Raw genomic sequence first — 23,534 nt, forward strand, 5'->3', positions numbered from 1 at the left:
GGTGGCTTCCGGCGGTCCGTGTCAGCGCACGGCGACGAGATTGGCCTGCTTGACGGCCTGCGGATACAGCACCGCGACCTTGCCCGACTGGACCTGGATGATCGGCAGGTCGCGTCCGGCATTCATGCCGTTGGGGCCGAACTTGATCGGGCCATAGAACGTCATCGCGTCGAGCGAGGCCAGCGCGTCGCGCACCTTGGCGCCTTGCGTGGTGCCCGCCTTCTCGATGGCCTTCTGCAGCGCGATCAACGCCGCCGCCGCGGACGCATGCACGTAGTCGGGGTCGTGCTTCTCGCGGGCGACGAATTCGTCGTAGAAGGCCTTGGTCGATCCGAACACGTCGTCCGCCTTGTATTGGGACGACTGATGCCACCAGGTCGCGCTGCTGACGTTGTTGGCCAGCGGGCCCAGCGCATCGATGAACTCCTGGTAGGCCGGACCGGTGATCATCGTGATGATCGGCGCGGTGGTGCCCAGGTCCGCCATCTGCTTGCGCACCAGGATCAGGTCCTTGGTGTAGCCGGTGATATAGATCCAGTCGGCGCCCGATGCCTTGATGCGCGACAGCGATGCGGAGTGGTCGAGCGCCCCGACCGGGAAATATTCGTTGTGGACAACCTTGAGCCCGGCCTTCTCGGCATGCGCCTTCATGGTCGCGGCCATCGAGCGCGGAAACACGTCCTCGCGGCCGAGAATGGCGATCTTCTTGACCGCAGGCATCTGCGCGGTGAAGGTGCGGATCATCGAATCGACCAGGCCGCCGTTCGGCGCCAGCGTGCCGAACAGGTATTTGTAGCCCTGGTCGAACACCGACTCCGACGACGCGGCCGACGCCATCACGGGAATGCCATAGCGCTCGGCCACGCCCGCGACGACCTTGGTATGCCCCGAGCCGAACGGCGCGGTCAGGAATTCGACCTTGTCCTGCGTGATCAGCTTCTCGGCCATCTGCTGCGCGCGCTTCTCGTCCGACTGGTAGTCGTAGGTGATCAGCTCCACCTTGCGCCGGGTGCCGCCGACATTGATGCCGCCCGCCGCGTTGACCCGCTTGAGCCACATGTCATAGGCAACCTGCTGCTTCTTGCCTTCGTCGGCCAGGCCTCCGGTCAGCGCCAGCGGCGCACCGATGCGGATGGTGGACTGGGCGTGGGCCAGCGCGGTGGCGCCCATCAGGAGCGCGGACAGCAGCGCGGTACGGATCAGCTTGGGGGTCATGGAATACCTCGTCACGGGACAGGTTTGGGGTCGAATCGATGGAGGTGGCGCGAACTCAGCGGCGGCCGAACGACAGCCACTGGCGGAGGCGGGCCCACAGCGCGGGCCAGAACAGCGCATTGAGGTCGAGCGGCGCGTTGGGCGGCGCGTTGGGCGGCGCGTTTGGCGGCGCATTCGTTGGCGCATTCGTTGGCGCATCCGTTGGCGCCTGGGCCGACGCCGCCCCCGGCGAACGAGGCGCCGTCTCGACAAAGGCCGGAGGCTCGGCCACGGCGGCCGCGGCTACCGTGGCGCCGGCCCCGGCCTCGGCCTCGAGCTTGCCGCGCAGGTTGGCGGCAAAGGCCTCGGTCAGCCGCGCGGCCAGTTCGCGCACGATGCCGCCGCGCGAGAACTGCGCGAGGCTGCCGGCGATCGCATAGTCCACTGCGATGTCGACCCGTGTGGCCGGCCCGCCGGTCGCGTCCGCAACGTCATGCAGCGAGAACGCGGCCTCTCCCTTGACGCGCGAGCCGCTCTTGCGGTCCGCTCCGGTGCCCGTCACCGCACCGCGGTAGCTGGCATCGTCCAGGCGCATCTCGCCGTCGCCGGCGAAGGCCGCAACGATGGGCCCGAGCTTGACGGTCATCGTCAGCGGCAACTTGCCGTCTCGTGGCGGCGCCGACAGCGACGCCCCCGGCAGGCAGGCAACGACGCCCTCGGTGTCGTGGAAGCAGCGCCATACCGCGTCGCGGGCGAATGGCAGCAGGAAGGTTTGTTGGAGTTCCATGCGGGGCTCGGCTTCTGGGTCGCGTCGGTCGCGTGGGTTGGCATCAGGCGGGGTTCGCCGCGCCGGCGGCCCCGCGGGCGTCCAGCACGCTGCGTATCGCCCGCACCAGGCCGACATAGCCGGTGCAGCGGCACAGGTTGCCGGCAAGCTCGTGACGGATGCGCGCATCGTCGGCGTCGGGCAGGCGCAGCACGATGTCGCGCGCGGTGGCCAGCATGCCGGGCGTGCAATATCCGCATTGCAGTGCGTGTTCGGCGCTGAAGGCCTCGCGCAGTTGCGCCATCACGGGGTCGGCATCGAAATCTTCGATCGTGCGTACCTGCGCGCCGGTGCAGCTGACCGCCAGCACGGTGCACGAGCGCGTCGGCACGCCATCGACCTGCAACGTGCAGGCGCCGCAGACGCCCTGTTCGCAACCGAGATTGGTGCCGGTCAGATGCAGGTGTTCGCGCAGGAAGTCGGCCAGGTGCGTGCGGGGCTCGACGACGGCGCTGACAGGCTCGCCGTTGACATGCAATTCGACAGGCATCGGGGACGTCATGCGCCTTCTCCGGTAAAGACCGCCAGCGCCGCGGCGGCGCGCCGCAACGCGACCGCGTGCAGCTGATATTCGTATGTGCCGGGCTCGAGCCCGGCCACGCACAGGTGGTGGTGCGCCAGCGTTTCGTCCCAGCGGTCGATCAGCGCGCCGGCGTCGGCGATCACGAACGGCGGGCCGTCGATGGCGCCGATCACCGCGCGCCGCCTGCCCTGCGCCGCATCGTCGACGAAGGCGCAGATCGCCTCGGCGAATTCGCCCGGCTTGCGGTTGACCTTGTAGTAGCTCCAGCGCGCGCCGGGGCCCAGCCGCGCGATCCGGACCGCGAGCAGCACTTCGTCGTCCGCGAGCGCCGTGGTGAATGCGCCGGCCATCCAGTCGCGCTGCGCAATCTCGCGTTGGCCGCGCGGGCCCGCCACGATGCAGCTGGCGTCGAGCAGCGCCATCACGTTGATCCAGTCGGCCGCCGGATCGGCATGGACCAGGCTGCCGCCCAGCGTGCCGCGGTTGCGCACCGCCCGATAGGCGATGCCGCGCGCCACCCAGGGCATCAGGCCACGGCTCGGATCGGGAATCGTTCCGTCCTCGATCTGCGCATGCGTGATGCCGGCGCCGAGCTGGACCGACGCGCTCTCTTCGCGGCATTCGCGCAATGCCGCGATGCCGCGCAGGTCGATCAGCTCGGCCGGCTGCGCCAGCCGCAGGTTCAGCATCGGGCCGAGCGACTGGCCGCCGCCGAGCGCCTTGGCAAAGCCACCGCTGCCGGCCAGGGCGGCGATGGCCGCGTCGACGGTGTCGGGCCGCCGATAGTCGAACGGTGCCGGCTTCATGCCACCACCTCCGCCGGCGACGACGGCATCGGCCTGGCGTGGCCGGAATGCCCGGCATCCCCGGCACGGGCGTTGGCCAGCGCCGCGAGGATCGCCCGTGGGCTTGCCGGCAGCTCGCGCAGCTCGGCGCCGAGCGGGCGCAACGCGTCGTTGATCGCATTGACGATCGCGGCGGGCGAGCCGATCGCCCCGCTCTCGCCGATGCCCTTCTGGCCGAATTCGGTGTAGGGCGCCGGCGTTTCCATATGGTCGATGCGGATCGCCGGCACTTCGGTCGCACCGGGCAGCAGGTAATCGGCCAGCGTCGAGGCCAGCGGCTGGCCGTCCTCGCTGTAGCGCATCTCCTCGTACAGCGCGGTGCCGATGCCCTGCGCAGTGCCGCCGTAGACCTGGCCGTCGACCACCATCGGATTGATCAGCACGCCGCCGTCCTCGACGATCGCGTAGTCGAGCAGTTCGACCTTGCCGAGTTCGGTGTCGACGGCGAGCGCTACCGCATGGCACGCGTAGCTGAAGGTGCCGGTGTCGCGCGTCGCCTGATAGGTCGTCATGACCTCCAGCCCGGCCGGATCGACATCGGCCGGCAATTTCTGCGGCTGCCGGTACCAGACATGGGCGAGCTCGGCCAGCGTCGCGCGGCTTCCGCCGGCCACCACCGCGCCGTCCTGCCAGCTGGCCGCCGGCTCTGGCATGCCAAGCAGATGGGCGCCGATGCGCAGCAGCCGGCTTCGCAACTGCTTGCAGGCCTGGCCCACGGCCCCGCCCGCCATCACGATCGAGCGCGAGCCCCAGGTGCCGGTCGAATACGGCGTGATCGCGGTATCGCCGAGCAGCACGCGCACCTGCCCGGTGTCGACGCCGAGCACCTCGTGCGCGATCTGCGCCAGCGTGGTTTCCATGCCTTGCCCGTGCGAATGCACGCCGGCACGGATCTCCAGCACGCCGTCCGGCGTCAGCCGCACCACGGCCGGCTCGCGGCCCGGCACCATCGGAATGCCCCAGCCGTGATAGACCGAAGTGCCATGGGCGCCTTGCTCGCAGAACACCGCGAAACCGACGCCGATGCGGCGCCCGTCGGGCTCGCCGCGCTGCTGGCGCGCGCGCAGGCCCGGCAGATCGATGGCCGCCACGGCGCGCCGCACGCATTCGGGGTAGTCGCCGCTGTCGAAATGCTTGCCGGTGATGTTGTCGTACGGCATGCGCTCGGGCGGCACCAGATTGCGCAGCCGGACCTGATGGGGCTCCAGCCCCGCCTCGACCGCGATCGCGTCCATCACGCTCTCGATCGCGAAGCAGACGCCGGTGCGCGCCACGCCGCGATACGGCAGGATCGGCGGCTTGTTGGTCGCCACCGACCAGGTGCGGCAGCGATAGCGCTCCATCATGTAAGGCCCGGGCAGGATGCTGCCCACCTGCGCGGCCTCCAGGCAAGCCGAGAACGGGTACGAGGAATAGCAGCCCGAATCGACCGTGGCCTCGCAATCGACCGCCAGCAGGCGGCCATCGCGATCGGCCCAGGCCTCGATGCGATAGACGTGCTCGCGGCAGTTCGCGTTGGCCGTCAGCTGCTCGCGCCGATCCTCGATCCAGCGCACCGGCCGCCCGAGTCGCATCGCCAGCCACGCGACGCAGACTTCCTCCGGCAGCAGGATGCCCTTGTAGCCGAAGCCGCCGCCGACGTCGGGCGAAATCACACGCACCTGCCCTTCGTCCAGGCCCAGACAGCCTGCCAGCCCCGTGCGGTTGATATGCGGCATTTGCGCCGCGGTGACGACCACCAGTTGGGCCAGGCGCCGGTCCCACCAGGCGACCACGCCGCGGCCCTCCATCGGCGCCATGCTCTGGCGCGCGGTACGCAGCGTGCGGACGACATGGATCGGCGCGCTGGCGCGGACGGCGGCCAACGCGGCCTCGTTGTCGCGGTCCGTGCCGACCGCCGTCGAAAGAAATACGTTGTCGCCCCAGTGCTCGTGCACCAGCGGCGCACCGGGCTCGCGTGCGGCCAGCATGTCCACCACCGCCGGCAGTTCGTCGAAGTCGACGAAGACCTGCGCGGCAATGTCCTCGGCCTGCGCGCGCGTCGGGGCCACGCACATCGCGATCATCTCGCCGACCTGGCGCACCTTGGCGTCGGCGAGCACCGGCTGCGCCGACGACTTGAATCCGGCCAGCCCGGAGTCGGCAACGATGGGCCGCACGCCGTCGAGATCGGCCAGCGTAAATACCGCATCGGCCAGCCCTTCGGGCTTCTCGATGCCACGGATGCGCGCATGCGCCAGCGGGCTGCGAACGAACGCGACATCGCGCATGCCGACCATCCGCAGGTTGGCGACATAGTCGCCTCGGCCCCGCAGGAAACGATCGTCCTCCTTGCGGCGCAGCCGCGCGCCGATGCCGCTGGTCTTGCTGCCGTTGTTGCCGCCGTTGTTGCCGCCGTTGCCGATGCGGTCGTCGTGCGCTGCCGGGGTCGTCATCGCGATCTCCCTAGGCGACCTGCGCCACCGGCAGGATCGGTGCGGCGGCGTCGAAGCGCCGACCGGCGCGCAGGCAGAACGCCGGCTCCAGCATCCGCTCGGCCACCACCTGGGTGCCCTCGTTGTCGGCCAGCACCCAGCGGCCGCGCAGATCCTCCAGCACCGAGACGTTCGCCTCGGCCCCGACGCGCAGCGTGCCGGCGCCGTCGGTCAGCCCTGCCATGCGCGCCGCATTGACGGTGGCCATGCGTACCACGTGATCGAGCGGCAGACCGAGCGCCAGCATGCTGGTCATCGCCGACACCAGGCTGAAGCGGACACGGCCGAGGAACATGTGGTCCTGGTCCGGATGTTCCGCCGGCGTCCCCGCTGGCGCCGGCACGTGCGTGTTGTAGCCGTGCATGTCGGCGCCCAGCGTATCGGGCACGATGCCGGCTTCGAGCACGGTGCGCGCCATCCGGTAGCTGAAGTGCGAGCCGTGACCGACATCGATCTTCAGCCCGCGCGCCGCGGCCTCGCGCGCCAGCGGGTGCACGGTGCCGTCGCGGTTGACGAAGCCGCCGGGATGGCGGCTGAACGGGTGCGCCAGCACGTCGCCAGGCTTGAGCATGTCGACCACCTGCTCGAGGATCGTGTCGGGGTCGATCTCGTGCGCGGGGTGGCCTGGCATCGGCCACAACTGGCCGAAATGGACATAGACAGGCAACCCGGTCTGACGGCCGATCTCGGCCGAGGCACGCATCACCTCGATACCCCAGCGCGCAAATCCGCCCAGTTCGGCATGGGCCTTGATGCCGCGCACCAGATCGGCATTGGCCAGCGCCGCCTTCACCGTGGCATCGACATCGACGCATTCGGGCCGATACAGCTCGGCGTAGTAATGGCCTTCGAGGCCGCCGACCAGATAGGCCGACAGGAAGGCATGGATGCGGCTGCTTGCCGGCTCGGCGACGTAGTGCCGAAACCCGGGCAGCGTCATGCAGCTCGCGCCCCCCTGATCGATCAGCGTGGTGACGCCGGAGTGTACGCCGCACATGTCCGCGTTCAGACCGAAGCGTCCGGTCACGTACTGGTAGACGTGGGCGTGGGTATCGATCAGGCCCGGCAAGACCAGCTTGCCGCGGCAGTCGATGACGTCGGCAACGGCCGCCTCGGCGGGCAATGCCAGCGAGCTGTCGCCGACCGCGGCGATGCGCCCGTTGCGGATCCATACATCGCACACCGCGTCGATGCCGGCGTCCGGATCGATGACGCGGCCTTGCCGAAGAACGATGTCGCGATTGCTTGCAGTCATGCTGGCCTCATGGGGTGAAAACGCTGGCTGCAAAACGCAAGAACTTTGCCAGTGCCTGCCGGCGCTCGCCCCGCCTTGGCCGCAAACCGTTGCGGCGCAAGGCTTTGCGGTTTTCCGGCCGCTTTCCCGGATGCGGGGTATGCCACCTATTGGGAGAGGATGCGCATGCGCGGCCCTGGTGCCGGCGCACCGCCAACCGGCGCAGACGGATGCTGCGCGCGGCGGGCGTGCCCCTTTGCTGTGCAATACGGGGTATGCCACGTATTCGGCGATAATGGGCGGCCGATGTCGCGCTGGAACGGCTCGTGCTTGACCAGCCCCAATCTGCCGGCGGCGAAGCGCCGTCGGTTTCGGACCACCACACCGCATGACGACCACCAAACGACCCATTGCCATCAAGACCGAGATCGATGCCGCCCGGCACCGCTCCACGCTGCTCGGACGCCCCGGCTTCCTGATCCGGCGCCTGCATCAGGTCCACTGCTCGCTGTTCCTCGAGGAAACCGAGGCGTTCGGCATCACGCCGGTCCAATACAGCCTGTTGACCGCGCTCGAGCAGCACGGCGAGCTGGACCAGAACACCGTGGCGCTCGAGGTAGGCCTGGAGCGCACCACGGTGGCCGAAGTCATTCCTCGGCTGGAGGCGCGCGGCCTGCTGCAGCGGCGGCAAAGCGAGACCGACCGGCGCGTCAAGCTGGTCAAGCTGACCCGCAAGGGCAAGACACTGGTCAGGAAGATGGAGGCTGCGGTTCAGCGCGCGCACGACCGCACCGTCGACCATCTGCCGCCCGCCGACCGTGAACGGTTCCTGCTGTATCTGATCCGGCTGGTCGAGGCGACCAACGAGCACGGCAGCGTGCCGTACCGGCTGCCGCCCGCGGAGTGACTGTCTGCGGAGAAATGTGACGAGTGATACATTAGCGCCAGCGCGATTTCCGGCTGGTCGTTGCCGTCGTTGCGCCAATCCACGTTCTTCCGCATGGAGCGCCGCATGAGCCCGTCCCGTTTTGCCGTCCCGCGTCGTGTTCTCCCACTCGCCCTTGCGGCTGCACTGTCGTGCGCTGCGCTGGCCGGCGCGCCGGCCCACGCGCAAGGCGTGCCCGCGCAGCAGCAGAGCCAGGTGCCCGGCTACTACCGGATGATGCTCGGGGAGTTCGAGATCACCGCGCTGTACGACGGCTATATCGATCTGGACCCCAGGCTGCTGCGCAACACCAGCGCCCGCGAGGTGCAAACCCTGCTGGCGCGCATGTTCGTCGAGTCGACCCCCGGCGTGCAGACCGCGGTCAACGGATTCCTGATCCACACCGGCAAGAATCTGGTGCTGATCGACACCGGCGCGGGCGCCTGCTTCGGCCCCGCGCTGGGCAAGATCGTCGACAACGTTCGCGCGGCCGGCTACGACCCGATGCAGGTCGACACGGTGCTGCTGACCCATCTGCACGGCGACCATGCCTGCGGCCTCACGGTCGACGGCAAGCCGGCGTTCCCGACAGCGACGGTCCATGCATCGCAGATGGACGCCGACTACTGGTTGTCGCAGGAGATCGCCGACAAGGCGCCGGCCGAGGCCCAGCCGTTCTTCAAGCTGGCGCGCGATTCGGTCGCCCCCTATCAGGCGGGCGGGCGCTTCCGTACCTTCAAGGCCGGCGACGAACTGGTGCCGGGCATCGCCGCGGTGGCCGCGTATGGCCACACCCCCGGCCATACCGGCTACCTGCTGCGCTCGGAGAAGAACGGCAAGGCGCACAGCCTGCTGGTGTGGGGCGACATCGTGCACAGCCATGCGGTGCAGTTCCGCCGGCCGGACGTGGCGATCGAGTTCGACGTGGACAGCCGCGCCGCGGTGCGCACGCGCAAGCGGCTGTTCAACGATGCCGCGCGCAACAAGCTGTGGGTCGCGGGCATGCACCTGCCCTTCCCTGGCATCGGCCATGTGCGGGCCGACGGCAACGGCTATACCTGGGTGCCGGTGGAGTTCGGTCCGATCCGCCCGGACCGCTGATGGCTGCTACCGGGGCGCACTAGCCCCGCTGCCGCTGATCCCGCCGCATCACGGCATCGCACATCGCCTGCAGGCGCGCCGCCATGTCGCGCGCGGGCGCCGACGGCTCCGGCCTGACATGCAGGCTCAGCTCGACCGGCGGCACCGCGCCGATCAGCGCCGGCTCGTCCAGCACCCGATGCGCGCGCGTGACCACGCGGCGCGGCAACAGGCTGATGCCAAGGCCGTCCGCCACCGCCGAGCTCAGGCTCGCGAGGCTGGCGCTGACGAAACCGATGCGCCAGCGCCGGCCGCTCGCCTCCAGCGCATGCGTCATCTCGCCGCGATACAGCGCGCCGCCGGGAAAGACGGCCAGCGGCACCGGATCGCGGCCGATGGCGGGACGCCGGCGGCTGTCGATCCAGCACAGCGGCTCGGGCCAGCTCGCCAGCCCCGCGGCGCTGCCCTCGCGCTGCTTGATCAGCGCCAGATCGAAATCCCCCTCCTGAAAGCCCTGCCACAGTTCGTGGCTCAGGCCGCTGGTGACCTCGAGCCGCACGCCGGGCCAGGCGTCGGCGAAATCGGCCAGCACCGGCGTCAGCGTCTGCGCCGCGAAGTCTTCCGGCACGCCGAGCCGGATCTCGCCCTGCACCGCGCTGTCGCGGATCACCGCGACAGCCTCGCCCGACAGCTGCAGGATCCGCCGCGCATAGCCGAGCAGACGCTCGCCCTCAGGGGTCGGCGTGACATAGCGGCCGCCACGGTCGAGCAGCACGCAGCCGCACTGCTCCTCGAGCCGGCGCAACTGCTGGCTGACGGTCGACTGGGTCAGATGGACGCGCTCGGCCGCGCGGGTAAAGCTGCCGCTGTCTGCCACGGCGACGAAGCTGCGCAGCAGCTGGGGATCGAGGATGCCGTTCAAGGAAGGTCGTCCGACCGGATGTCGGCAGGTATTGGGTTTCGCACTGCCGCGCATTCCATCATTTAATTTCCCAATTGCCAAGCACGCGCGTACAGTCTGCTCCTCTACCCGCAGGCTCTTTTTCCGCGAGGCATCCCATGTCCAACCACGAATCCCTGCTGCGCGAGGCCGTGCATCTGGCGCAGGCCAATCGCGCGCGCGGCGGCCGGCCCTTCGGCGCCGTGCTGGCGCGCGACGGTCAGCTGATCGCCACCGGCGTCAACGGCATCGTCCACAGCCACGATCCGACCAGCCATGCCGAGATGGAGGCGATCCGCGCTGCCAGCCGGCGGCTGCAAAGTCCGGACCTGCGCGGCTGCGCGATCTATGCCAGCGGCCATCCCTGCCCGATGTGCCTGGCCGCGCTGGTGATCAGCGGCGTGCAGGAGGTCTACTACGCCTTCGACAACAACGACGCCGCGCCCTACGGCCTGTCCAGCGAGGCCACCTACCAGGCGTTGCGGCTGATGCTCGACCCGCCGCCCCTGCCGCTGATCCGGCTCGATGTGGGTATCGGCGCGGATGCGGTCTATGGCCGTTGAGATCCATGGCAGTTGAAGTCTCCACCGGCCGGCGCGGCATCGGCGCGCCGGGCTGGGCGCTGGCCGCGATCGTGCTGGCCGGCCTGAACCTGCGCCCCTTCCTGACCGGCATCGGGCCGCTGGCTCCGGTCATCCGCAACAGCACCGGGCTGGACTACCGCGGCATGGCGTGGCTGACGCTGCTGCCGATGGTACTGATCGGCGTCGGCGCCTGCCTCGCCCCCGCGATGCGCCGATGGCTGGGTGAGCGGCGCGCGGTGCTGCTCGCGCTGGCGCTGGTCGGCATCGGTTCACTGTTGCGCCTCGCCTGGCCCGGCGGCACGGCGCTGATCGCCACGGCCGCGCTGTGCGGCCTCGGAACGGCGGCCGCGCAGGCGGCGCTGCCCGCGATCGTCAAGCGCCAGTTTCCGGCGCGGATGGCGATGGTGATGGGCCTCTATTCGGCCGCGCTGATGGCGGGCGGCGCGCTCGGCGCGCAGCTGACGCCGTGGATCGCCGGGCTGAGCGGCAGCTGGCATGCGGGGCTGGCGGCGTGGGCGCTGCCGGCATGGGCGGGGTGGCTGCTGGCGTGGCGGACGCTGCCGGGCGATGCGGCCGTCGAGCCAGCGACTGCTGCCGGCGACGTCGCCGATGCCAGGGCCAACGCAAACGCCACCGTTGATGCCAGAGCCAGGGCCAACGCCAGCCGCCCCACCGCCATTCCGGTGCTGCGGCTGCTCAAGCGCCCGCGCACCTGGCTGCTGATGGCCTCGTTCGGCGTGATGAACGGCGGCTATGCCTCGCTGATCGCGTGGCTCGCCGCCTACTACCAGGAGCGCGGCTGGAGCGGCCCGGCCTCGGGCGGCCTGATCGCGGTGATGTCGGTGGCGCAGGCCGCTGCCGCGCTGGCGCTGCCGACACTGGCGGCCCGCAGCCCGGATCGCCGCACATGGCTGGCGCTCGCGCTGGCCATGCAGGCAATCGGCTTCGCCGGCCTGGCCGGATGGCCCGATCTCGCACCGCTCGCATGGGCCATCATCGGCGGCGCCGGCCTGGGCGGCTGCTTCTCCCTCTACCTCGTGGTCGCGCTGGACCACCTGCCCCGTCCCGAAGACGCCGCCGCGCTCGGCGCGCTGATGCAGGGCGGCGGCTTCCTGCTGGCCGGCTGCGCCCCATGGCTGGCGGCGGTGCTGCACGACGCCACCGGCAGCTTCGCCGCCGCCTGGTGGTACCACCTCGCCGCGGTCGTGCTGGTGATGCTGGCCACCACGCGTTTCGATCCGCGCCGGTATCTAGCGGCGATGCCGAGCCGGGCCTGACGGTCTTGCTGGGGCGAAGGGGAAGGCCTTCGCCCCAGCCTTATCTGCTCTCCGTCCGCGTCGACCCGGCACTTCACCATCGTGGATAGACCTCCGATTTACGAATCTCGCCTGCCGGTACTTGCCCCAGGAAAGCTGCCTCGGAGACGCTTCGTAGAACCTTCAGTCATCGATGCATTCAAAAGTGTAAGATTGCAGTCAATGAAAGCAATTCTCACGAGGTGACTATGGCTATCCTGACGATCCGAAATGTGCCAGACGAGGTGCACCGCGCCCTGCGCATGCGCGCCGCGGTCCACGGCCGCAGCACCGAGGCAGAGGTACGACAAATACTGGAGAACGCTGTGATGTCGGAGCAACGTGTTCGGCTGGGTGACGCCTTGGCCGAAATCAGCCGCCGAGTCGGACTGACAAACGAAGACTTCGCCGTGCTGGAGCAGGGACGCGATAAAACGCCAGCGGAGCCAATGAGGTTCGAATGATCGTACTCGACACGAATGTCGTCTCCGAGGCGATGAAGCCGGCACCCAACGAAGCGGTACGCGCCTGGCTAAACGATCAGGTCGCGGAAACCTTGTATGTGTCCAGCGTGACGCTGGCAGAACTGCTGTTCGGCATCGGAGCGCTCCCGGACGGGCGACGCAAGCAAGGCTTGACGGAGGCATTGGACGGCGTGATCGCGCTGTTCGGTGAGCGGATATTGACGTTCGACACCGATGCCGCCCGGCACTATGCCGAATCGGCGGTCAAGGCAAGAGCAGCGGGCAAAGGCTTTCCGACACCCGACGGATATATTGCGGCCATTGCCGCGTCGAGGGGATTTATCGTGGCGACCCGCGATACCAGCCCCTTCGAAGCAGCCGGACTCACTGTCATCAATCCCTGGAACCGGCCGTAACCTGAAGTCGCCATTCCAGACCACCCGCCACGGTCCACCAACCAGCTACGCCCCGCGTACCCGTTTCTGCGTACAACCGAGGTGATGCCGGACACGGCCGTACCCGTTTCTGCGTAGACCGGCCCGGCCTTTCAATGAGGTCGTGATCCCAGGCACGGCGTGCCGATCGGCATGCCGCCGCCCTGCCACGTTCATTTCCGATGTAACGCCGCATTACGCGCGCGCAATGCACCGCGTCGCTTGCACACCCTTTCATCCCGGCGAAAAAGCCTTGCCGCGCAACGAGATACGCCGCTCGACGCCGTCGATCGGCGCGGCCGGCGCCATCCCATGGCGCTGTGAGAGAGCCTTACAAGTGCAACGTCCGCCGCAGCATGCGCGCCGCTACATTGCAGCCATGTTCAACGCGCCCCGACAAGGAGCCAAAGATGAAACGAACCAAACGAACGCTGTCGATTCTCGTGCTGCTGTCCGCCACCGCCGCCATGCTGTCCGCCTGCATCGTCGTGCCGCATGGACACGGACATGGGCATCACCATCGCCATCACCGTTATTGATTGAAATGCGGTCGCGCCGACTGGCCGGACCGCATCAGAACAAACCCAAGCTTGTTTCCCGAAGCAGGAGTACCCGATGACCCGTCCCTTGATTCTCGCGCTCGCCACCCTCGCCGCCGGCTCGGCCTTCGGATTCGTGTCGCCCGTCCAGGCATATGATGGCCATCGCTACGACCGCGACCCCGGCTATCGGCGCGATGCACCGCCACCGCCGCGCCATGAAGCGCCACCGGCCGCACGCCGGGGACAGGTGTGGGTGCCGGGCTACTGGCGCGCCGCCGGTCCGCGCTATGTCTGGCAACCGGGCCACTGGGAACGCGCCCGCCCCGGCTACCGCTATGTGCCCGAGCGCTGGGTGCGCGGGCCGCATGGCTGGGTGATGCGGCCTGGCCATTGGGTGCGATTCCGTTAGCGCGCAGTGCATGAATGCCGCCCCACCAGCGCGGGGGCGGCAACCGTGTCGGCATTCGTTGAATGCCGTTCCACCGAGCACCGAGAGCCGGCCGTTGTGCCGGCTTTTTTTGTCATCGCCGCGCCACTCACAGCGCCGCACGAGGACCGTCGACCTCTGTTGCCTAGCAAACATTGCTGCGGCACAGCGGTCGATACACTTGCCCTGACGGTTTCACCCAATCGCATCGGCACGCGCGCAGCGGCCGATTGGAGGTGTCATGGCAAGCGAGAATCGAATCGTACCGGTGGTGCTGTGCGGCGGCACCGGTTCGAGGTTATGGCCGCTGTCGCGCGACGGCCATCCGAAGCAGTTCCTGCGTCTGCTTGGCAACCATACCTTGCTGCAGGACACGCTGCTGCGCGTGCGCGGCATCGACGGCGTCGGCGCGCCGATCCTGGTCAGCAATGAAGCGCATCGCTTCGTCGTCGCGGAACAGGCGCGCGAGATCGGCTGCGAACCGGCGGCGATCCTGCTCGAGCCGCATGCCCGCAACACCGCGCCCGCCGCCGCGGTCGCCGCGCTCAAGGCCCAGGCCGGCGGCGACGATCCGATCCTGCTGGTGCTGCCGTCGGACCATCTGGTGCGCGACCACGTCGCCTTCGCGCGCTCGGTGGCGGCGGCCAGCGCAGGCGCGGCCGCCGGCGCGATCGCCACGCTGGGCGTGGTGCCGACCTTTCCCGCGACCGGCTACGGCTATATCAAGGCGGTACCGACCAACGACACCGGCCTGATGACGGTCAAGCGCTTCGTCGAGAAGCCTTCGCTGGAACAGGCGACCGACTTCCTCGGCGAGGGCAACTGCTATTGGAACAGCGGCATGTTCCTGTTCCGCGCCTCGGTCTATCTCGAGGCGCTGCGGCAATTCGCGCCCGAGATCCTGCGTGCCGCCGAACAGGCCGTGGCGCGCGGCAAATCGGACCTGGACTTCTGCCGGCTCGATGCCGATGCGTTCGGGGCGTGCCCGTCCGATTCGATCGACTACGCGGTCATGGAGCATCTGCGCGACGCACGCATGGCGCCGCTGGCCGCCGACTGGAGCGATATCGGCTCGTGGGACGCGGTATGGAAGGCGGCCGACAAGACCGAAGACAACAACGCGGCGATCGGCAATGTGGTCACGCACGGCGCGCGCGACTGCCTGGTCCACGCGTCGCACCGGATGGTTGCCGTGGCGGGGCTCGACAGCGTGATCGTGGTGGAGACGCCCGACGTCGTGCTGGTGGTCCACAAGGACCATGCGCAGGACGTCAAGCAGCTGGTCGAGGCGCTGCGTGCGCAGGGACGATCCGAAGCGACGCAGCACCGCCAGATCTACCGCCCATGGGGTTCGTACGATTGCGTCGACCACGGCCAGCGCTATCAGGTCAAACGCATCAGCGTCAAACCCGGCGCCAAGCTGTCGCTGCAGAAGCATCACCATCGTGCCGAGCACTGGGTGGTGGTGTCGGGCACCGCGCGGGTGCGCCGCGGCGACGTCGAATTCCTGCTGACCGAGGATCAGTCCACCTATATCCCGATCGGCGAAACCCACAGTCTCGAAAATCCCGGACGGATCCCGCTCGAACTGATCGAGATCCAGTCCGGCTCGTACCTTGGCGAAGACGACATCATCAGGATGGCAGATATTTATGGGCGCACTTGACCTGCAACCGCTCGGCCCGCTGGCGGCCGGCGATCTCGAACTCCAGCCGCGGCAGCACGACGAGGGAACGTCCGGCGGCGGCGCGCGCCGCAAGCGTGCGCTGATCACCGGCATCACCGGGCAGGACGGCGCCTATCTGTGCGAACTGCTGCTGGCCAAGGGCTACGAGGTCCATGGCATCAAGCGGCGCAGCTCGCTGTTCAATACGGAGCGGATCGACCATCTGTACCAGGACCCGCAGGCCCCCGACCGCCGCCTGATCCTGCACCACGGCGACATGACCGATACCGCGAGCATGGTGCGCGTGGTGCAGCAATCGCAGCCGGACGAGATCTACAACCTGGCCGCGCAGAGCCATGTGCAGGTGTCGTTCGAAGAGCCGGAATACACGGCCAACACCGATGCGCTCGGCACGCTGCGCCTGCTCGAGGCGATCCGCATCCTCGGCCTGGAAAAGACCACGCGCTTCTACCAGGCGTCGACCTCCGAGCTGTACGGCCTGGTGCAGGAGATTCCGCAGAAGGAGACCACGCCGTTCTATCCGCGCAGCCCGTATGCGGCCGCCAAGCTCTACGCATACTGGATCACGGTCAACTACCGCGAGGCGTACGGCATGTACGCCTGCAACGGCATCCTGTTCAATCACGAGAGCCCGCTGCGCGGCGAGACCTTCGTGACGCGCAAGATCACGCGCGCCATCGCGCGGATCGCGCTGGGCCTGCAGGACACGCTGCATCTGGGCAACCTGTCGTCACTGCGCGACTGGGGCCATGCGCGCGACTACGTGCAGATGCAATGGATGATGCTGCAGCAGGAGCAGGCCGAGGACTTCGTCATCGCCACCGGCGAGCAGCACAGCGTGCGCGAGTTCGTGCAGCGCGCCGCCGCCGAGCTCGGCATCACCGTGCGCTTCGAGGGCAGCGGCGTCGACGAGATCGGCGTGATCGCCGCGCTCGACAACAGCCGCCAGCAGCTGGCGCCGGGGCGCAAGGTCGGCGACGTGATCGTGCGGGTCGATCCGCGCTACTTCCGCCCGACCGAGGTCGACACGCTGCTCGGCGATCCGACCCGCGCGCGCGAGCGGCTGGGCTGGTCGCCGACCACCAGCTTCGACGAACTGGTGCGCGAGATGATCGGTGCCGATTACGCGGCGGCGCGGCGCGATGCGCTGTGCAAGCTGGCGGGCTTTCGCGCCTACGACCATCACGAATGATGCGGTGGACACGAGTTTGAACGCATAAGCGCATGGCATGACGGCCCGGGCCTGCCGCGGCAGCCGGGCCGCAAACGGAAGAGGCGAGCGTGGAGCGGATATTGCGCGGAATCGGCGCGAACGCGCTGGGCCAGGCGGTCACCATCGTGACGCAGCTGCTCAGCGTGCCGATGTTCCTGGCGGCATGGGGTCCGGAGCGCTATGGCACCTGGCTGATGGTGATCGCGGTGCCGGTCTATCTGGGGCTGGCCGACCTGGGCTTCACCGGCGTGGCGGTCAACCGCATCAACATGAGCATCGCCGCCGGCAACCAGCGCGCCGCGGTGGTGTGCTACCAGTCGGCGCTGGTGCTGCTGCTGGGGATCGGCGCCGTGCTGGCGGGTCTGTCGATGCTGCTCGGCGCGGCCTTCGGCAACGCGATCCAGGGCTGGACCGGCCTGGCCGGCGGCGCCGCGGTGCTGGCGATGCTGATGATCGCGATCCAGGTCTCGACCTATATGCTGGCGCTGCTGTCGCACGGCGTGTTCTGGAGCGCGGGCCGCTACGCCGAAGCCACGATGTGGTTCAACCTGTTCCGGCTGCTCGAGTTCGGTGCGCTGGCGGCCGGCGTGCTGCTGTTCGACGGCGGCTTCCTGCTGCTGCTGACGCTGCTGGCGATCGTCCGCGTGCTGCTGGTGATCGTCATGTATCGCCGCATGATGGCGTTCGCCCCGTGGGCGCGCGTCGGCGTGTCGGCCTTCTCGCGCGCCGAGGTGCGCGAGATGCTGCTGCCGGCGCTGGCGCTCAATGCCTTCCCGATCGGCAATGCGCTCAATATGCAGGGCATGGTGCTGTGCGCCGGCTTCGTGTTCGGGCCGGCCTTCGTGGCCTACTTCAGCGCGATGCGCACGCTGTCGCGCATCCCCTACCAGCTCGGGCAGCTGATCAGCCAGGCGCTGTCGCCCGAAATCGGCCGGCTCTATGGCCAGCGCAACGCCACCGCGCTGCGCGCGCTGTTCCGCCACGCGCTGACCGCGTCGGTCGGCCTGGCCACCGCCTGCGGCATCTTCCTGTACGTCGCCGGCGAATGGATCTGCCAGTTGTGGACGCACGGCAAGATCTCGCCGATCCATCCCGACTACAGCTGGCTGCTGGCCGCCGCGGTGGTCAATTCGCTGTGGCACACGGCGTCGGTGATGGTCACCTCGACCAACAACCATGCGCGGCTGTCGCTGGTGTATCTGGGCGCCAATGTCGCGGGCCTGCTGATCGCGGTGGTCGGCGGCAAGCTGTTCGGGCAGCCGGCGGTGTCGTTCGGCGTGCTGGCCACCGAGCTGCTGATCCTGCTGGTGCTGCTGCCGCAGATCCATGGATTTGCGCGGCACGGGTTGGCGGGGGCGCTGGTGAAGCCGTGACAAGCCGGCCGTGACATGCCGGGCGTGACAAGCCGGCCGTGACATGCCGGCCGTGCAATGCGGCCGTGCGACGCGTCATTCCCGCGCACGCATGCAGGTCCCCGCATTCGCGCGGACGGCGTCGGGCCGCTTCGCGCGCCGTGCGGCCTCAGACGATATACCCTTCCTCGCGGCGGAAATACGCCAGGTCTTCCGGCAGTTCCTGCACCGCCTTGGCGGGGCAGCCGCCGTACAGCATGTGCGGCGCCGCCATGCTGCGGTTCAGCACCGCGCCGGCGGCCAGCACGCTGTAGTCGGGCAGCGCCGCGCCGGGCAGCAGGATCGAGCCGGTGCCGACGAAGCAGTAGGCGCCGATCGTCACCGGCGCGCAGCGCTGGCGCGATTCGCGGATCGACACGCTATGCGTCAGGATCTGGCTGCGATAGCCGGCCACCGTCGAATAGGCGCCGACCGTGATCGTATCGGTGCAATCGAGGATATGGCGCGAGGTGATCGCGGCATGCCGCCCGATCACCAGCGCCGGATCGCGATCGGCGGCATCGCGAAAGTGCGGCGAGTCGGTCAGCCCCTGCGGGAATCCCGACACCCAGTTCAGGCTGCCGAGAATCGCATGCTCGCCCAGGCTCAACCGGCGGATACCCTTGACCAGCGTCAGATGGGCGATATGCGAGTGCGGCCCCATCTCGAGCTCGTCGCACAGCACCAGCGACCAGCCGATGCGCGCGCTCGGATCGATGCGCGCGCCGCAGAAGCGGTTCAGCAGCCGCCGCCGCAGCGGCCACGGCAGGCCGATCGAGACGGCCGCCAGCACTTTCCGGATCATGACTGCCTCCCGAACACGGGGCCGCGCACCACCCGTTCATAGGTCGCGCGCGGATTGGCCAGATGCTTGGTCACGCGGTACCAGGCCGATGCCAGGTCATCGTAGCGGCGCCGATCGCGCCCGAGAATCTTGCGGAACATGCGCTGCTCGAACTGCCGGTGCGCCTCGGCAAGCCGCGCCGAGCCGGTGATCGACTCGGCGTAGACGCGGTAGCAGCTGAGGAAGTCCGGCACATTGCGGAAGGTCGCTCCCGCCAGCGCCATGTCGACGACCAGTTCGCCGTCCCAGTTCGAGCGGTTCTCGACGTTGAAACCGCCGACCGCGCGATAGGTCTCGGCGCGGAAGAACGTCGACGGCTGGATCGCGATGCTCGCGCCATAGGCCGCGCGGCGCAGGCCGAAGCGGTCGGAGTACACCCGCCGCACCAGCGCGCCCTCGCCGTCGATCACGTAGCCGTTGCCGCAGATCACGTCGGCCGACGGATAGCGGCGGAAATACGCGGCCACCTTGGCGAACGCTTCGGGCAGGAACAGGTCGTCGGAGTTCAGGTAGCAGAAGATCTCGCCGGTCGCCGCCGCGAAGCCCTTGTTCAGTCCGTCGGCGGGGCCGCTGTCCGGCTCGAGGATGCAGCGGTCGATCGAGCCCGCATGGCGCGCGATGATGTCGCGGCTGCCGTCGGTCGATCCCGGGTCCACCACGATGTATTCGAGCTCGCAGCCGCGCTGGCCGGTGACCGAGCGGATCGCCTGTTCCAGATAGCGTGCCTGGTTGAACGAGACCGTGACCACGCTGAATTTCATCGCACGCTCCGCAGCTGGCGATAGCGGGAGGCATGGTGCCACGCGAACAGCATGCCGAGGAACATCGCGGACTCCCAGCGGTGGTCCGCCGAGAACGGCGAGAAGAACACGTCCCAGACGAACTGCGCGGTGCCGACATAGAAGAAGATCGGCATCGTGGGCATATTGCGCACGAACAGCCACAGCGTGCGGGCCAGCATGCAGATCCAGTAGAGGCCCCCGACGATGCCGCTCCAGATCAGCGCGCCCATCAGGAAGGAGTGCGCGGGAATCAGCGTGTCGTCGGTGACCACGATCTTGTCGTCGAGCGCCGCGCCCATCTGGTAGACCATCACGCTGTAGGCGTCCTGGTAGCCGTTGCGGTCGACCGCCCATGAACCGTGGCCGAGCAGCGGCGCATCGAGGAAGGCGCGCACCGAGATCAGGATCTCCGAGCGGCCGCCGAACAGGATGCCCAGCTCGCTGGTGGCCTGCACCGTATATTTGTGCGCCGCTTCGGGCGTCAGGAAGCTGAACTCGCCGGCGTGCGCGAAGATCATCGAGAACAGCGCGTTCAGCGAGGCGATCACCAGCACCAGCACGCCGAACAGCAGCGGAATGCCGCCGCGCGTATTGGTCAGGCTGCGTATCCATGCCACCACCGACGTTCGGCGCAGCAGATAGATCGCCAGCGCCAGCAGCGGCAGGCCGGCGGCGCTGCGGAAGTCGAACACCACCGATACCGCGCAATAGGCAACGATGCACAGCGCGATGCGCAGCGCGCCGGCACGCGCCATCGACAGGTAGCACAGCAGCAGCATCAGCACCGGCATCGCATAGCCCCATTTCCAGGGGTTGAACAGCATCTCTTCGGTGGGTGCGCGGCTGAGGTTGACGATCTCGCTGAGCGCGGCGCCGATCAGGAAGTACCAGATCCGCTTCGAGCTGCCCTGGCTGAAGTGGGTGCCGATGGCGAACACCGTCAGGAAGAACACGCCGGGCGCCAGCACGCCCTTGATCGACGAGTTCAGCGGCGTACCATTGGACAGGTCCGACAGCGCCTGCGCGAAGGCCCACATCAGCGTCAGGCCGAGGAAGGAGGCATAGGCGCGCTCGATCCGCAGCGTGGACAGCATCGCCAGCGCGTAGGCAGCCGCGACGAACTCGCCGACATACACTTCGCCGATCACGTTGACCTTGATCGCGCACAGTGCGCCCAGCCCGAGATACAGCAGCATGGCCGAGTGGCTGGTGCGGGCGCCGATCGGCAGGGTCGAGGTCGTTTGCATGGTCTGGCCGCCTTCTGAGTCGGTGAGCGGGTATGCCGTGCGGGCCATGAACCCGCATGGCCGCACGATGCCGGGGGGTAAGCATGTTTTCCGTTCGATGGCGCACACCGGTTCGACGCGGCCTGCGCGAATGTGCGCAAGCCCACAGTCGGCGGCGGGAGCGCGCGCTAGAGTCCGTCCAGTGCACGCCCTTCCGGGTGCAGCCCGGTGTGCCCGCCCATCGTCCGACGGCCACGTTGGTGGCCCACTTCGCCGATCCACAGTCAGTGTCACAGCCATGAATCAGCCTCCACACCGCATCTTCGTCGCCGGCCATCGCGGCATGGTCGGCGGCGCCATCGTGCGTGCGCTCGGCACGCGTCGCGACATCACCGTCATCACCCGCACGCATGCCGAACTGGACCTGTGCGACCAGGCCAAGGTACGCGCGTTCTTCGCCGAGCAGCGCATCGACGAGGTCTACCTGGCCGCGGCGCGCGTGGGCGGCATCCATGCGAACAACACGTATCCGGCCGAGTTCATCCAGCAGAACCTGATGATCGCGGCCAATGTCGTTCACGAGTCGTGGCGCTCCGGCGTCAAGCGCCTGCTGTTCCTCGGTTCGAGCTGCATCTATCCGGCCTTCGCCGCGCAGCCGATCGACGAGGCGGCGCTGCTGACCGGCGCGCTGGAGCCGACCAACGCGCCGTATGCGATCGCCAAGATCGCCGGCATCAAGCTGTGCGAGAGCTACAACCGGCAATACGGCACCGATTTCCGCTGCGCGATGCCGACCAATCTGTACGGCCCCGGCGACAACTACCACCCCGAGAACAGCCACGTGATTCCGGGCCTGCTGCGGCGCTTCCACGAGGCCAAGCAGAACGGCGCCAGCGAGGTCGTGGTGTGGGGCACCGGCACGCCGCTGCGGGAATTCCTCTACGCCGACGATCTGGGCAAGGCCTGCGTGCACCTGATGGGGCTGCCGCAGCAGGAGTACCGCAATCACGCCGGCGCCCCGGGCTTCTTCAATGTCGGCAGCCCGGACGAGGTCAGCATCCGCGTGCTGGCCGAGCTGATCGCCGACACCGTGGGCTTCCGCGGCGCGATCCGCTTCGACACCAGCAAACCCGACGGCACGCCGCGCAAGCGGCTGAACTCGCACCGGATCGAGGCAACCGGCTGGAAGCCGACCGTGTCGCTGGTCGACGGCCTGCGGCTGGCCTATCGGGACGCGCTGCAAAGCGGCCGCCTGGAAAGCCCGCCCAGACGCCAGCCGCGGCTGGTGGCGCTGCGCTGATCGCGCGCATCGAGAACGGCGCGCGCCGATGAAGATCCTCCTGTACTGCCTGAACTACTCCCCCGAACTGACCGGCATCGGCAAGTACACCGGCGAGCAGGCACGCTGGTTCGCCGCGCGCGGCCACCAGGTGCGCGTCGTCACGGCGCCGCCCTACTATCCCGCCTGGCGTGTCGGCACCGGGTATCGCGCATGGCAATACCGGCGCGAGCAGCACGATGGCGTGCAGGTATGGCGCGCGCCGCTGTGGGTGCCCAGCCGCCCCTCGGGCCTGAAGCGCGTGCTGCATCTGGCCAGCTTCGCGGCAAGCAGCGTGCCCTGCCTGCTGGCGCAATGGCGCTGGCGTCCGGACGTGGTGATGGTGGTCGAGCCGCCGCTGCTGTGCAGCCCGGCCGCGCTGCTGCTCGGGCGCTGGACGGGCGCGAAGACCTGGCTGCATGTGCAGGACTACGAGGTCGATGCCGCCTTCGCGCTGGGCCTGCTGAAGCAGCCGTTGCTGCGCAAGGTCGCCTTGGCGCTGGAACGCCATGCGATGGCCGGCTTCGACCGCGTGTCGACGATCTCCGAGGCGATGCTGCGGCTGGCGCGCGACAAGGGCGCGCCGGAGGCCCGCACCCAGCTGCTGCCGAACTGGGTCGACCTGCGCGCGATCCGGCCCGGCCGCGGCAGCCTCTATCGGCGTCGGCTCGGCATTCCGGCCGATGCGACGGTGGCGCTGTACTCGGGCAACATGGGCAACAAGCAAGGGCTGGAGGTATTGGCGCAGGCGGCGCGCCAGCTGCGCGACCGGCCCGACATCTGGTTCGTGCTGTGCGGCGACGGCGCCGGCCGCGCCGCGCTCGAGCAGGCCTGCGCCGGGCTGCCGCAGGTCCGCTTCCTGCCGCTGCAGCCGGCCTCGCGCTTTCCGGCACTGCTGGCCGCCGCCGATCTGCATCTGCTGCCGCAGCGCGCCGATGCCGCCGACCTGGTGCTGCCGTCCAAGCTGGCCGGTATGCTGGCCAGCGGCAGGGCGGTCATCGCGACGGCGCATCCCGGCACCGAGCTGGCCCGCCTGGCGGCGCGCTGTGGCCGCGTGGTGGCGCCTGGCGATGGGCTCGCGCTGGCCGCGGCGATCGAACAACTGGCCGCGGACCCGGCCACGCGCGACACGCTGGGCGCGGCGGGCCGCGCCTGGGCCGAGCGCCATCTGGACCGCGACGCGGTGCTTGGCCGCTGGGAGGCCGCGATGCAGGCCCTGTGCGGCGAGCACACGGCGGTCAGCGTGCCGGCCGCCAGCGTCGGCACCGAGCGATGATTCGCACGGC

At 68.8% G+C, this 23,534-nt stretch carries 23 protein-coding genes; 13 read left to right on the forward strand and 10 right to left on the reverse strand.

The genetic code is table 11. From position 1 onward, the window contains the following. Positions 1-21 precede the first annotated feature (21 nt). Genes F7Q96_RS11130 through F7Q96_RS11155 form a run of 6 tightly spaced genes read right to left on the reverse strand, consistent with a single transcriptional unit; the run spans position 22 to position 7,117 of the window. The gene (locus tag F7Q96_RS11130) at positions 22-1,215 is read right to left on the reverse strand and encodes an amino acid ABC transporter substrate-binding protein (RefSeq protein WP_053823301.1); all 1,194 of its coding nucleotides are present in this window, start codon (positions 1,213-1,215) and stop codon (positions 22-24) included. A 55-nt stretch (positions 1,216-1,270) separates the two neighbouring features. Next, on the reverse strand, positions 1,271-1,981 hold the full coding sequence (locus F7Q96_RS11135) for an SRPBCC family protein (protein ID WP_053823300.1): 711 nt from the start codon (positions 1,979-1,981) through the stop codon (positions 1,271-1,273). Between the two features lie 43 nt (positions 1,982-2,024). Next, complete coding sequence (locus F7Q96_RS11140; protein WP_053823299.1) at positions 2,025-2,522, reverse strand: (2Fe-2S)-binding protein; 498 nt, start codon at positions 2,520-2,522, stop codon at positions 2,025-2,027. Then, the gene (locus tag F7Q96_RS11145; RefSeq protein WP_053823298.1) at positions 2,519-3,349 is read right to left on the reverse strand and encodes an FAD binding domain-containing protein; all 831 of its coding nucleotides are present in this window, start codon (positions 3,347-3,349) and stop codon (positions 2,519-2,521) included. The genes F7Q96_RS11140 and F7Q96_RS11145 overlap by 4 nt, the downstream gene beginning before the upstream one ends. Next, on the reverse strand, positions 3,346-5,823 hold the full coding sequence (locus tag F7Q96_RS11150) for a xanthine dehydrogenase family protein molybdopterin-binding subunit (RefSeq protein ID WP_053823297.1): 2,478 nt from the start codon (positions 5,821-5,823) through the stop codon (positions 3,346-3,348). Before F7Q96_RS11150 ends, F7Q96_RS11145 begins: the two co-directional genes overlap by 4 nt. Positions 5,824-5,833: 10 nt before the next feature. Beyond that, the gene (locus F7Q96_RS11155; protein ID WP_053823296.1) at positions 5,834-7,117 is read right to left on the reverse strand and encodes an amidohydrolase/deacetylase family metallohydrolase; all 1,284 of its coding nucleotides are present in this window, start codon (positions 7,115-7,117) and stop codon (positions 5,834-5,836) included. A 367-nt stretch (positions 7,118-7,484) separates the two neighbouring features. Between F7Q96_RS11155 and F7Q96_RS11160 the strand changes: the two genes are divergently transcribed. Next, a complete protein-coding gene (locus F7Q96_RS11160; RefSeq protein ID WP_053823295.1) occupies positions 7,485-8,003 on the forward strand; it encodes a MarR family winged helix-turn-helix transcriptional regulator in 519 nt (172 codons plus the stop codon). 105 nt (positions 8,004-8,108) lie between these two features. Next, positions 8,109-9,122, forward strand: coding sequence for an MBL fold metallo-hydrolase (locus F7Q96_RS11165; protein ID WP_053824513.1), 1,014 nt, complete (start codon positions 8,109-8,111; stop codon positions 9,120-9,122). A 19-nt stretch (positions 9,123-9,141) separates the two neighbouring features. Here F7Q96_RS11165 and F7Q96_RS11170 read toward each other — a convergent pair whose 3' ends face one another. After that, positions 9,142-10,014: a LysR family transcriptional regulator gene (locus tag F7Q96_RS11170; RefSeq protein WP_053824512.1), complete on the reverse strand. Its 873-nt coding sequence runs from the start codon at positions 10,012-10,014 to the stop codon at positions 9,142-9,144. A gap of 146 nt (positions 10,015-10,160) precedes the next feature. Here F7Q96_RS11170 and F7Q96_RS11175 point away from each other — a divergent pair, with 146 nt between their 5' ends. The 9 genes from F7Q96_RS11175 (at position 10,161) to F7Q96_RS11210 (ending at position 18,060) form a co-directional block, all read left to right on the forward strand. Continuing rightward, positions 10,161-10,604, forward strand: a complete 444-nt coding sequence (locus F7Q96_RS11175) for a nucleoside deaminase (RefSeq protein ID WP_151022643.1) — start codon at positions 10,161-10,163, stop codon at positions 10,602-10,604. Between the two features lie 5 nt (positions 10,605-10,609). Then, entirely contained in the window at positions 10,610-11,902 is a 1,293-nt protein-coding gene (locus F7Q96_RS11180; protein WP_151022645.1) for a cyanate transporter, read from the forward strand. A gap of 227 nt (positions 11,903-12,129) precedes the next feature. Then, positions 12,130-12,384, forward strand: coding sequence for a FitA-like ribbon-helix-helix domain-containing protein (locus tag F7Q96_RS11185; RefSeq protein WP_053823294.1), 255 nt, complete (start codon positions 12,130-12,132; stop codon positions 12,382-12,384). Further along, positions 12,381-12,800 carry a type II toxin-antitoxin system VapC family toxin gene (locus F7Q96_RS11190; protein ID WP_053823293.1) on the forward strand — a complete coding sequence of 140 codons (420 nt, stop codon included), beginning with the start codon at positions 12,381-12,383 and terminating at the stop codon, positions 12,798-12,800. The genes F7Q96_RS11185 and F7Q96_RS11190 overlap by 4 nt, the downstream gene beginning before the upstream one ends. A gap of 428 nt (positions 12,801-13,228) precedes the next feature. Next, the gene (locus tag F7Q96_RS27390; protein ID WP_023263369.1) at positions 13,229-13,357 is read left to right on the forward strand and encodes a hypothetical protein; all 129 of its coding nucleotides are present in this window, start codon (positions 13,229-13,231) and stop codon (positions 13,355-13,357) included. 76 nt (positions 13,358-13,433) lie between these two features. Continuing rightward, a complete protein-coding gene (locus F7Q96_RS11195) occupies positions 13,434-13,769 on the forward strand; it encodes a YXWGXW repeat-containing protein (protein ID WP_053823292.1) in 336 nt (111 codons plus the stop codon). Positions 13,770-14,028: 259 nt separating this feature from the next. Further along, positions 14,029-15,453, forward strand: a complete 1,425-nt coding sequence (locus F7Q96_RS11200; protein ID WP_053823291.1) for a mannose-1-phosphate guanylyltransferase/mannose-6-phosphate isomerase — start codon at positions 14,029-14,031, stop codon at positions 15,451-15,453. Further along, complete coding sequence (gene gmd / locus F7Q96_RS11205) at positions 15,440-16,666, forward strand: GDP-mannose 4,6-dehydratase (RefSeq protein ID WP_170265920.1); 1,227 nt, start codon at positions 15,440-15,442, stop codon at positions 16,664-16,666. Before F7Q96_RS11200 ends, gmd begins: the two co-directional genes overlap by 14 nt. 89 nt (positions 16,667-16,755) lie before the next feature. Next, a complete protein-coding gene (locus tag F7Q96_RS11210; RefSeq protein ID WP_144425912.1) occupies positions 16,756-18,060 on the forward strand; it encodes a lipopolysaccharide biosynthesis protein in 1,305 nt (434 codons plus the stop codon). A 148-nt stretch (positions 18,061-18,208) separates the two neighbouring features. Here F7Q96_RS11210 and F7Q96_RS11215 read toward each other — a convergent pair whose 3' ends face one another. The 3 genes from F7Q96_RS11215 to F7Q96_RS11225 are packed head-to-tail and all read right to left on the reverse strand — an operon-like array spanning position 18,209 to position 20,951. Continuing rightward, positions 18,209-18,883 (reverse strand): acyltransferase, encoded by a 675-nt coding sequence (locus F7Q96_RS11215; RefSeq protein ID WP_006577967.1) that lies wholly within the window; start codon positions 18,881-18,883, stop codon positions 18,209-18,211. Next, positions 18,880-19,683, reverse strand: a complete 804-nt coding sequence (locus tag F7Q96_RS11220) for a glycosyltransferase family 2 protein (protein ID WP_053823289.1) — start codon at positions 19,681-19,683, stop codon at positions 18,880-18,882. Before F7Q96_RS11220 ends, F7Q96_RS11215 begins: the two co-directional genes overlap by 4 nt. Beyond that, positions 19,680-20,951 carry a hypothetical protein gene (locus tag F7Q96_RS11225; RefSeq protein WP_144425911.1) on the reverse strand — a complete coding sequence of 424 codons (1,272 nt, stop codon included), beginning with the start codon at positions 20,949-20,951 and terminating at the stop codon, positions 19,680-19,682. The genes F7Q96_RS11220 and F7Q96_RS11225 overlap by 4 nt, the downstream gene beginning before the upstream one ends. 277 nt (positions 20,952-21,228) lie before the next feature. On the opposite strand from F7Q96_RS11225, the gene F7Q96_RS11230 reads away from it, so the two are divergent. Together F7Q96_RS11230 and F7Q96_RS11235 are read left to right on the forward strand one after the other, a co-directional pair. Further along, complete coding sequence (locus tag F7Q96_RS11230) at positions 21,229-22,230, forward strand: GDP-L-fucose synthase family protein (protein WP_053823287.1); 1,002 nt, start codon at positions 21,229-21,231, stop codon at positions 22,228-22,230. 28 nt (positions 22,231-22,258) lie between these two features. Continuing rightward, positions 22,259-23,524, forward strand: coding sequence for a glycosyltransferase WbuB (locus F7Q96_RS11235; RefSeq protein ID WP_053823286.1), 1,266 nt, complete (start codon positions 22,259-22,261; stop codon positions 23,522-23,524). The last annotated feature ends 10 nt before the right edge of the window (positions 23,525-23,534 follow it).

Origin of the sequence: Cupriavidus gilardii (assembly GCF_008801915.1) — a bacterium.
Classification (GTDB): Bacteria; Pseudomonadota; Gammaproteobacteria; order Burkholderiales; family Burkholderiaceae; genus Cupriavidus; species Cupriavidus gilardii.

What these genes read in the sequence shown, in the direction of transcription:
- gmd (WP_170265920.1), top strand. Translation starts at nt 15,440, where the DNA reads ATGGGCGCACTTGACCTGCAACCGCTCGGCCCGCTGGCGGCCGGCGAT.
- F7Q96_RS11160 (WP_053823295.1), top strand. Translation starts at nt 7,485, where the DNA reads ATGACGACCACCAAACGACCCATTGCCATCAAGACCGAGATCGATGCC.
- F7Q96_RS11200 (WP_053823291.1), top strand. Translation starts at nt 14,029, where the DNA reads ATGGCAAGCGAGAATCGAATCGTACCGGTGGTGCTGTGCGGCGGCACC.
- F7Q96_RS11140 (WP_053823299.1), bottom strand. Translation starts at nt 2,522, where the DNA reads ATGACGTCCCCGATGCCTGTCGAATTGCATGTCAACGGCGAGCCTGTC.
- F7Q96_RS11180 (WP_151022645.1), top strand. Translation starts at nt 10,610, where the DNA reads ATGGCAGTTGAAGTCTCCACCGGCCGGCGCGGCATCGGCGCGCCGGGC.
- F7Q96_RS11135 (WP_053823300.1), bottom strand. Translation starts at nt 1,981, where the DNA reads ATGGAACTCCAACAAACCTTCCTGCTGCCATTCGCCCGCGACGCGGTA.
- F7Q96_RS11155 (WP_053823296.1), bottom strand. Translation starts at nt 7,117, where the DNA reads ATGACTGCAAGCAATCGCGACATCGTTCTTCGGCAAGGCCGCGTCATC.
- F7Q96_RS27390 (WP_023263369.1), top strand. Translation starts at nt 13,229, where the DNA reads ATGAAACGAACCAAACGAACGCTGTCGATTCTCGTGCTGCTGTCCGCC.
- F7Q96_RS11195 (WP_053823292.1), top strand. Translation starts at nt 13,434, where the DNA reads ATGACCCGTCCCTTGATTCTCGCGCTCGCCACCCTCGCCGCCGGCTCG.
- F7Q96_RS11175 (WP_151022643.1), top strand. Translation starts at nt 10,161, where the DNA reads ATGTCCAACCACGAATCCCTGCTGCGCGAGGCCGTGCATCTGGCGCAG.
- F7Q96_RS11215 (WP_006577967.1), bottom strand. Translation starts at nt 18,883, where the DNA reads ATGATCCGGAAAGTGCTGGCGGCCGTCTCGATCGGCCTGCCGTGGCCG.
- F7Q96_RS11185 (WP_053823294.1), top strand. Translation starts at nt 12,130, where the DNA reads ATGGCTATCCTGACGATCCGAAATGTGCCAGACGAGGTGCACCGCGCC.
- F7Q96_RS11150 (WP_053823297.1), bottom strand. Translation starts at nt 5,823, where the DNA reads ATGACGACCCCGGCAGCGCACGACGACCGCATCGGCAACGGCGGCAAC.
- F7Q96_RS11230 (WP_053823287.1), top strand. Translation starts at nt 21,229, where the DNA reads ATGAATCAGCCTCCACACCGCATCTTCGTCGCCGGCCATCGCGGCATG.
- F7Q96_RS11130 (WP_053823301.1), bottom strand. Translation starts at nt 1,215, where the DNA reads ATGACCCCCAAGCTGATCCGTACCGCGCTGCTGTCCGCGCTCCTGATG.
- F7Q96_RS11165 (WP_053824513.1), top strand. Translation starts at nt 8,109, where the DNA reads ATGAGCCCGTCCCGTTTTGCCGTCCCGCGTCGTGTTCTCCCACTCGCC.
- F7Q96_RS11235 (WP_053823286.1), top strand. Translation starts at nt 22,259, where the DNA reads ATGAAGATCCTCCTGTACTGCCTGAACTACTCCCCCGAACTGACCGGC.
- F7Q96_RS11190 (WP_053823293.1), top strand. Translation starts at nt 12,381, where the DNA reads ATGATCGTACTCGACACGAATGTCGTCTCCGAGGCGATGAAGCCGGCA.
- F7Q96_RS11220 (WP_053823289.1), bottom strand. Translation starts at nt 19,683, where the DNA reads ATGAAATTCAGCGTGGTCACGGTCTCGTTCAACCAGGCACGCTATCTG.
- F7Q96_RS11145 (WP_053823298.1), bottom strand. Translation starts at nt 3,349, where the DNA reads ATGAAGCCGGCACCGTTCGACTATCGGCGGCCCGACACCGTCGACGCG.
- F7Q96_RS11225 (WP_144425911.1), bottom strand. Translation starts at nt 20,951, where the DNA reads ATGCAAACGACCTCGACCCTGCCGATCGGCGCCCGCACCAGCCACTCG.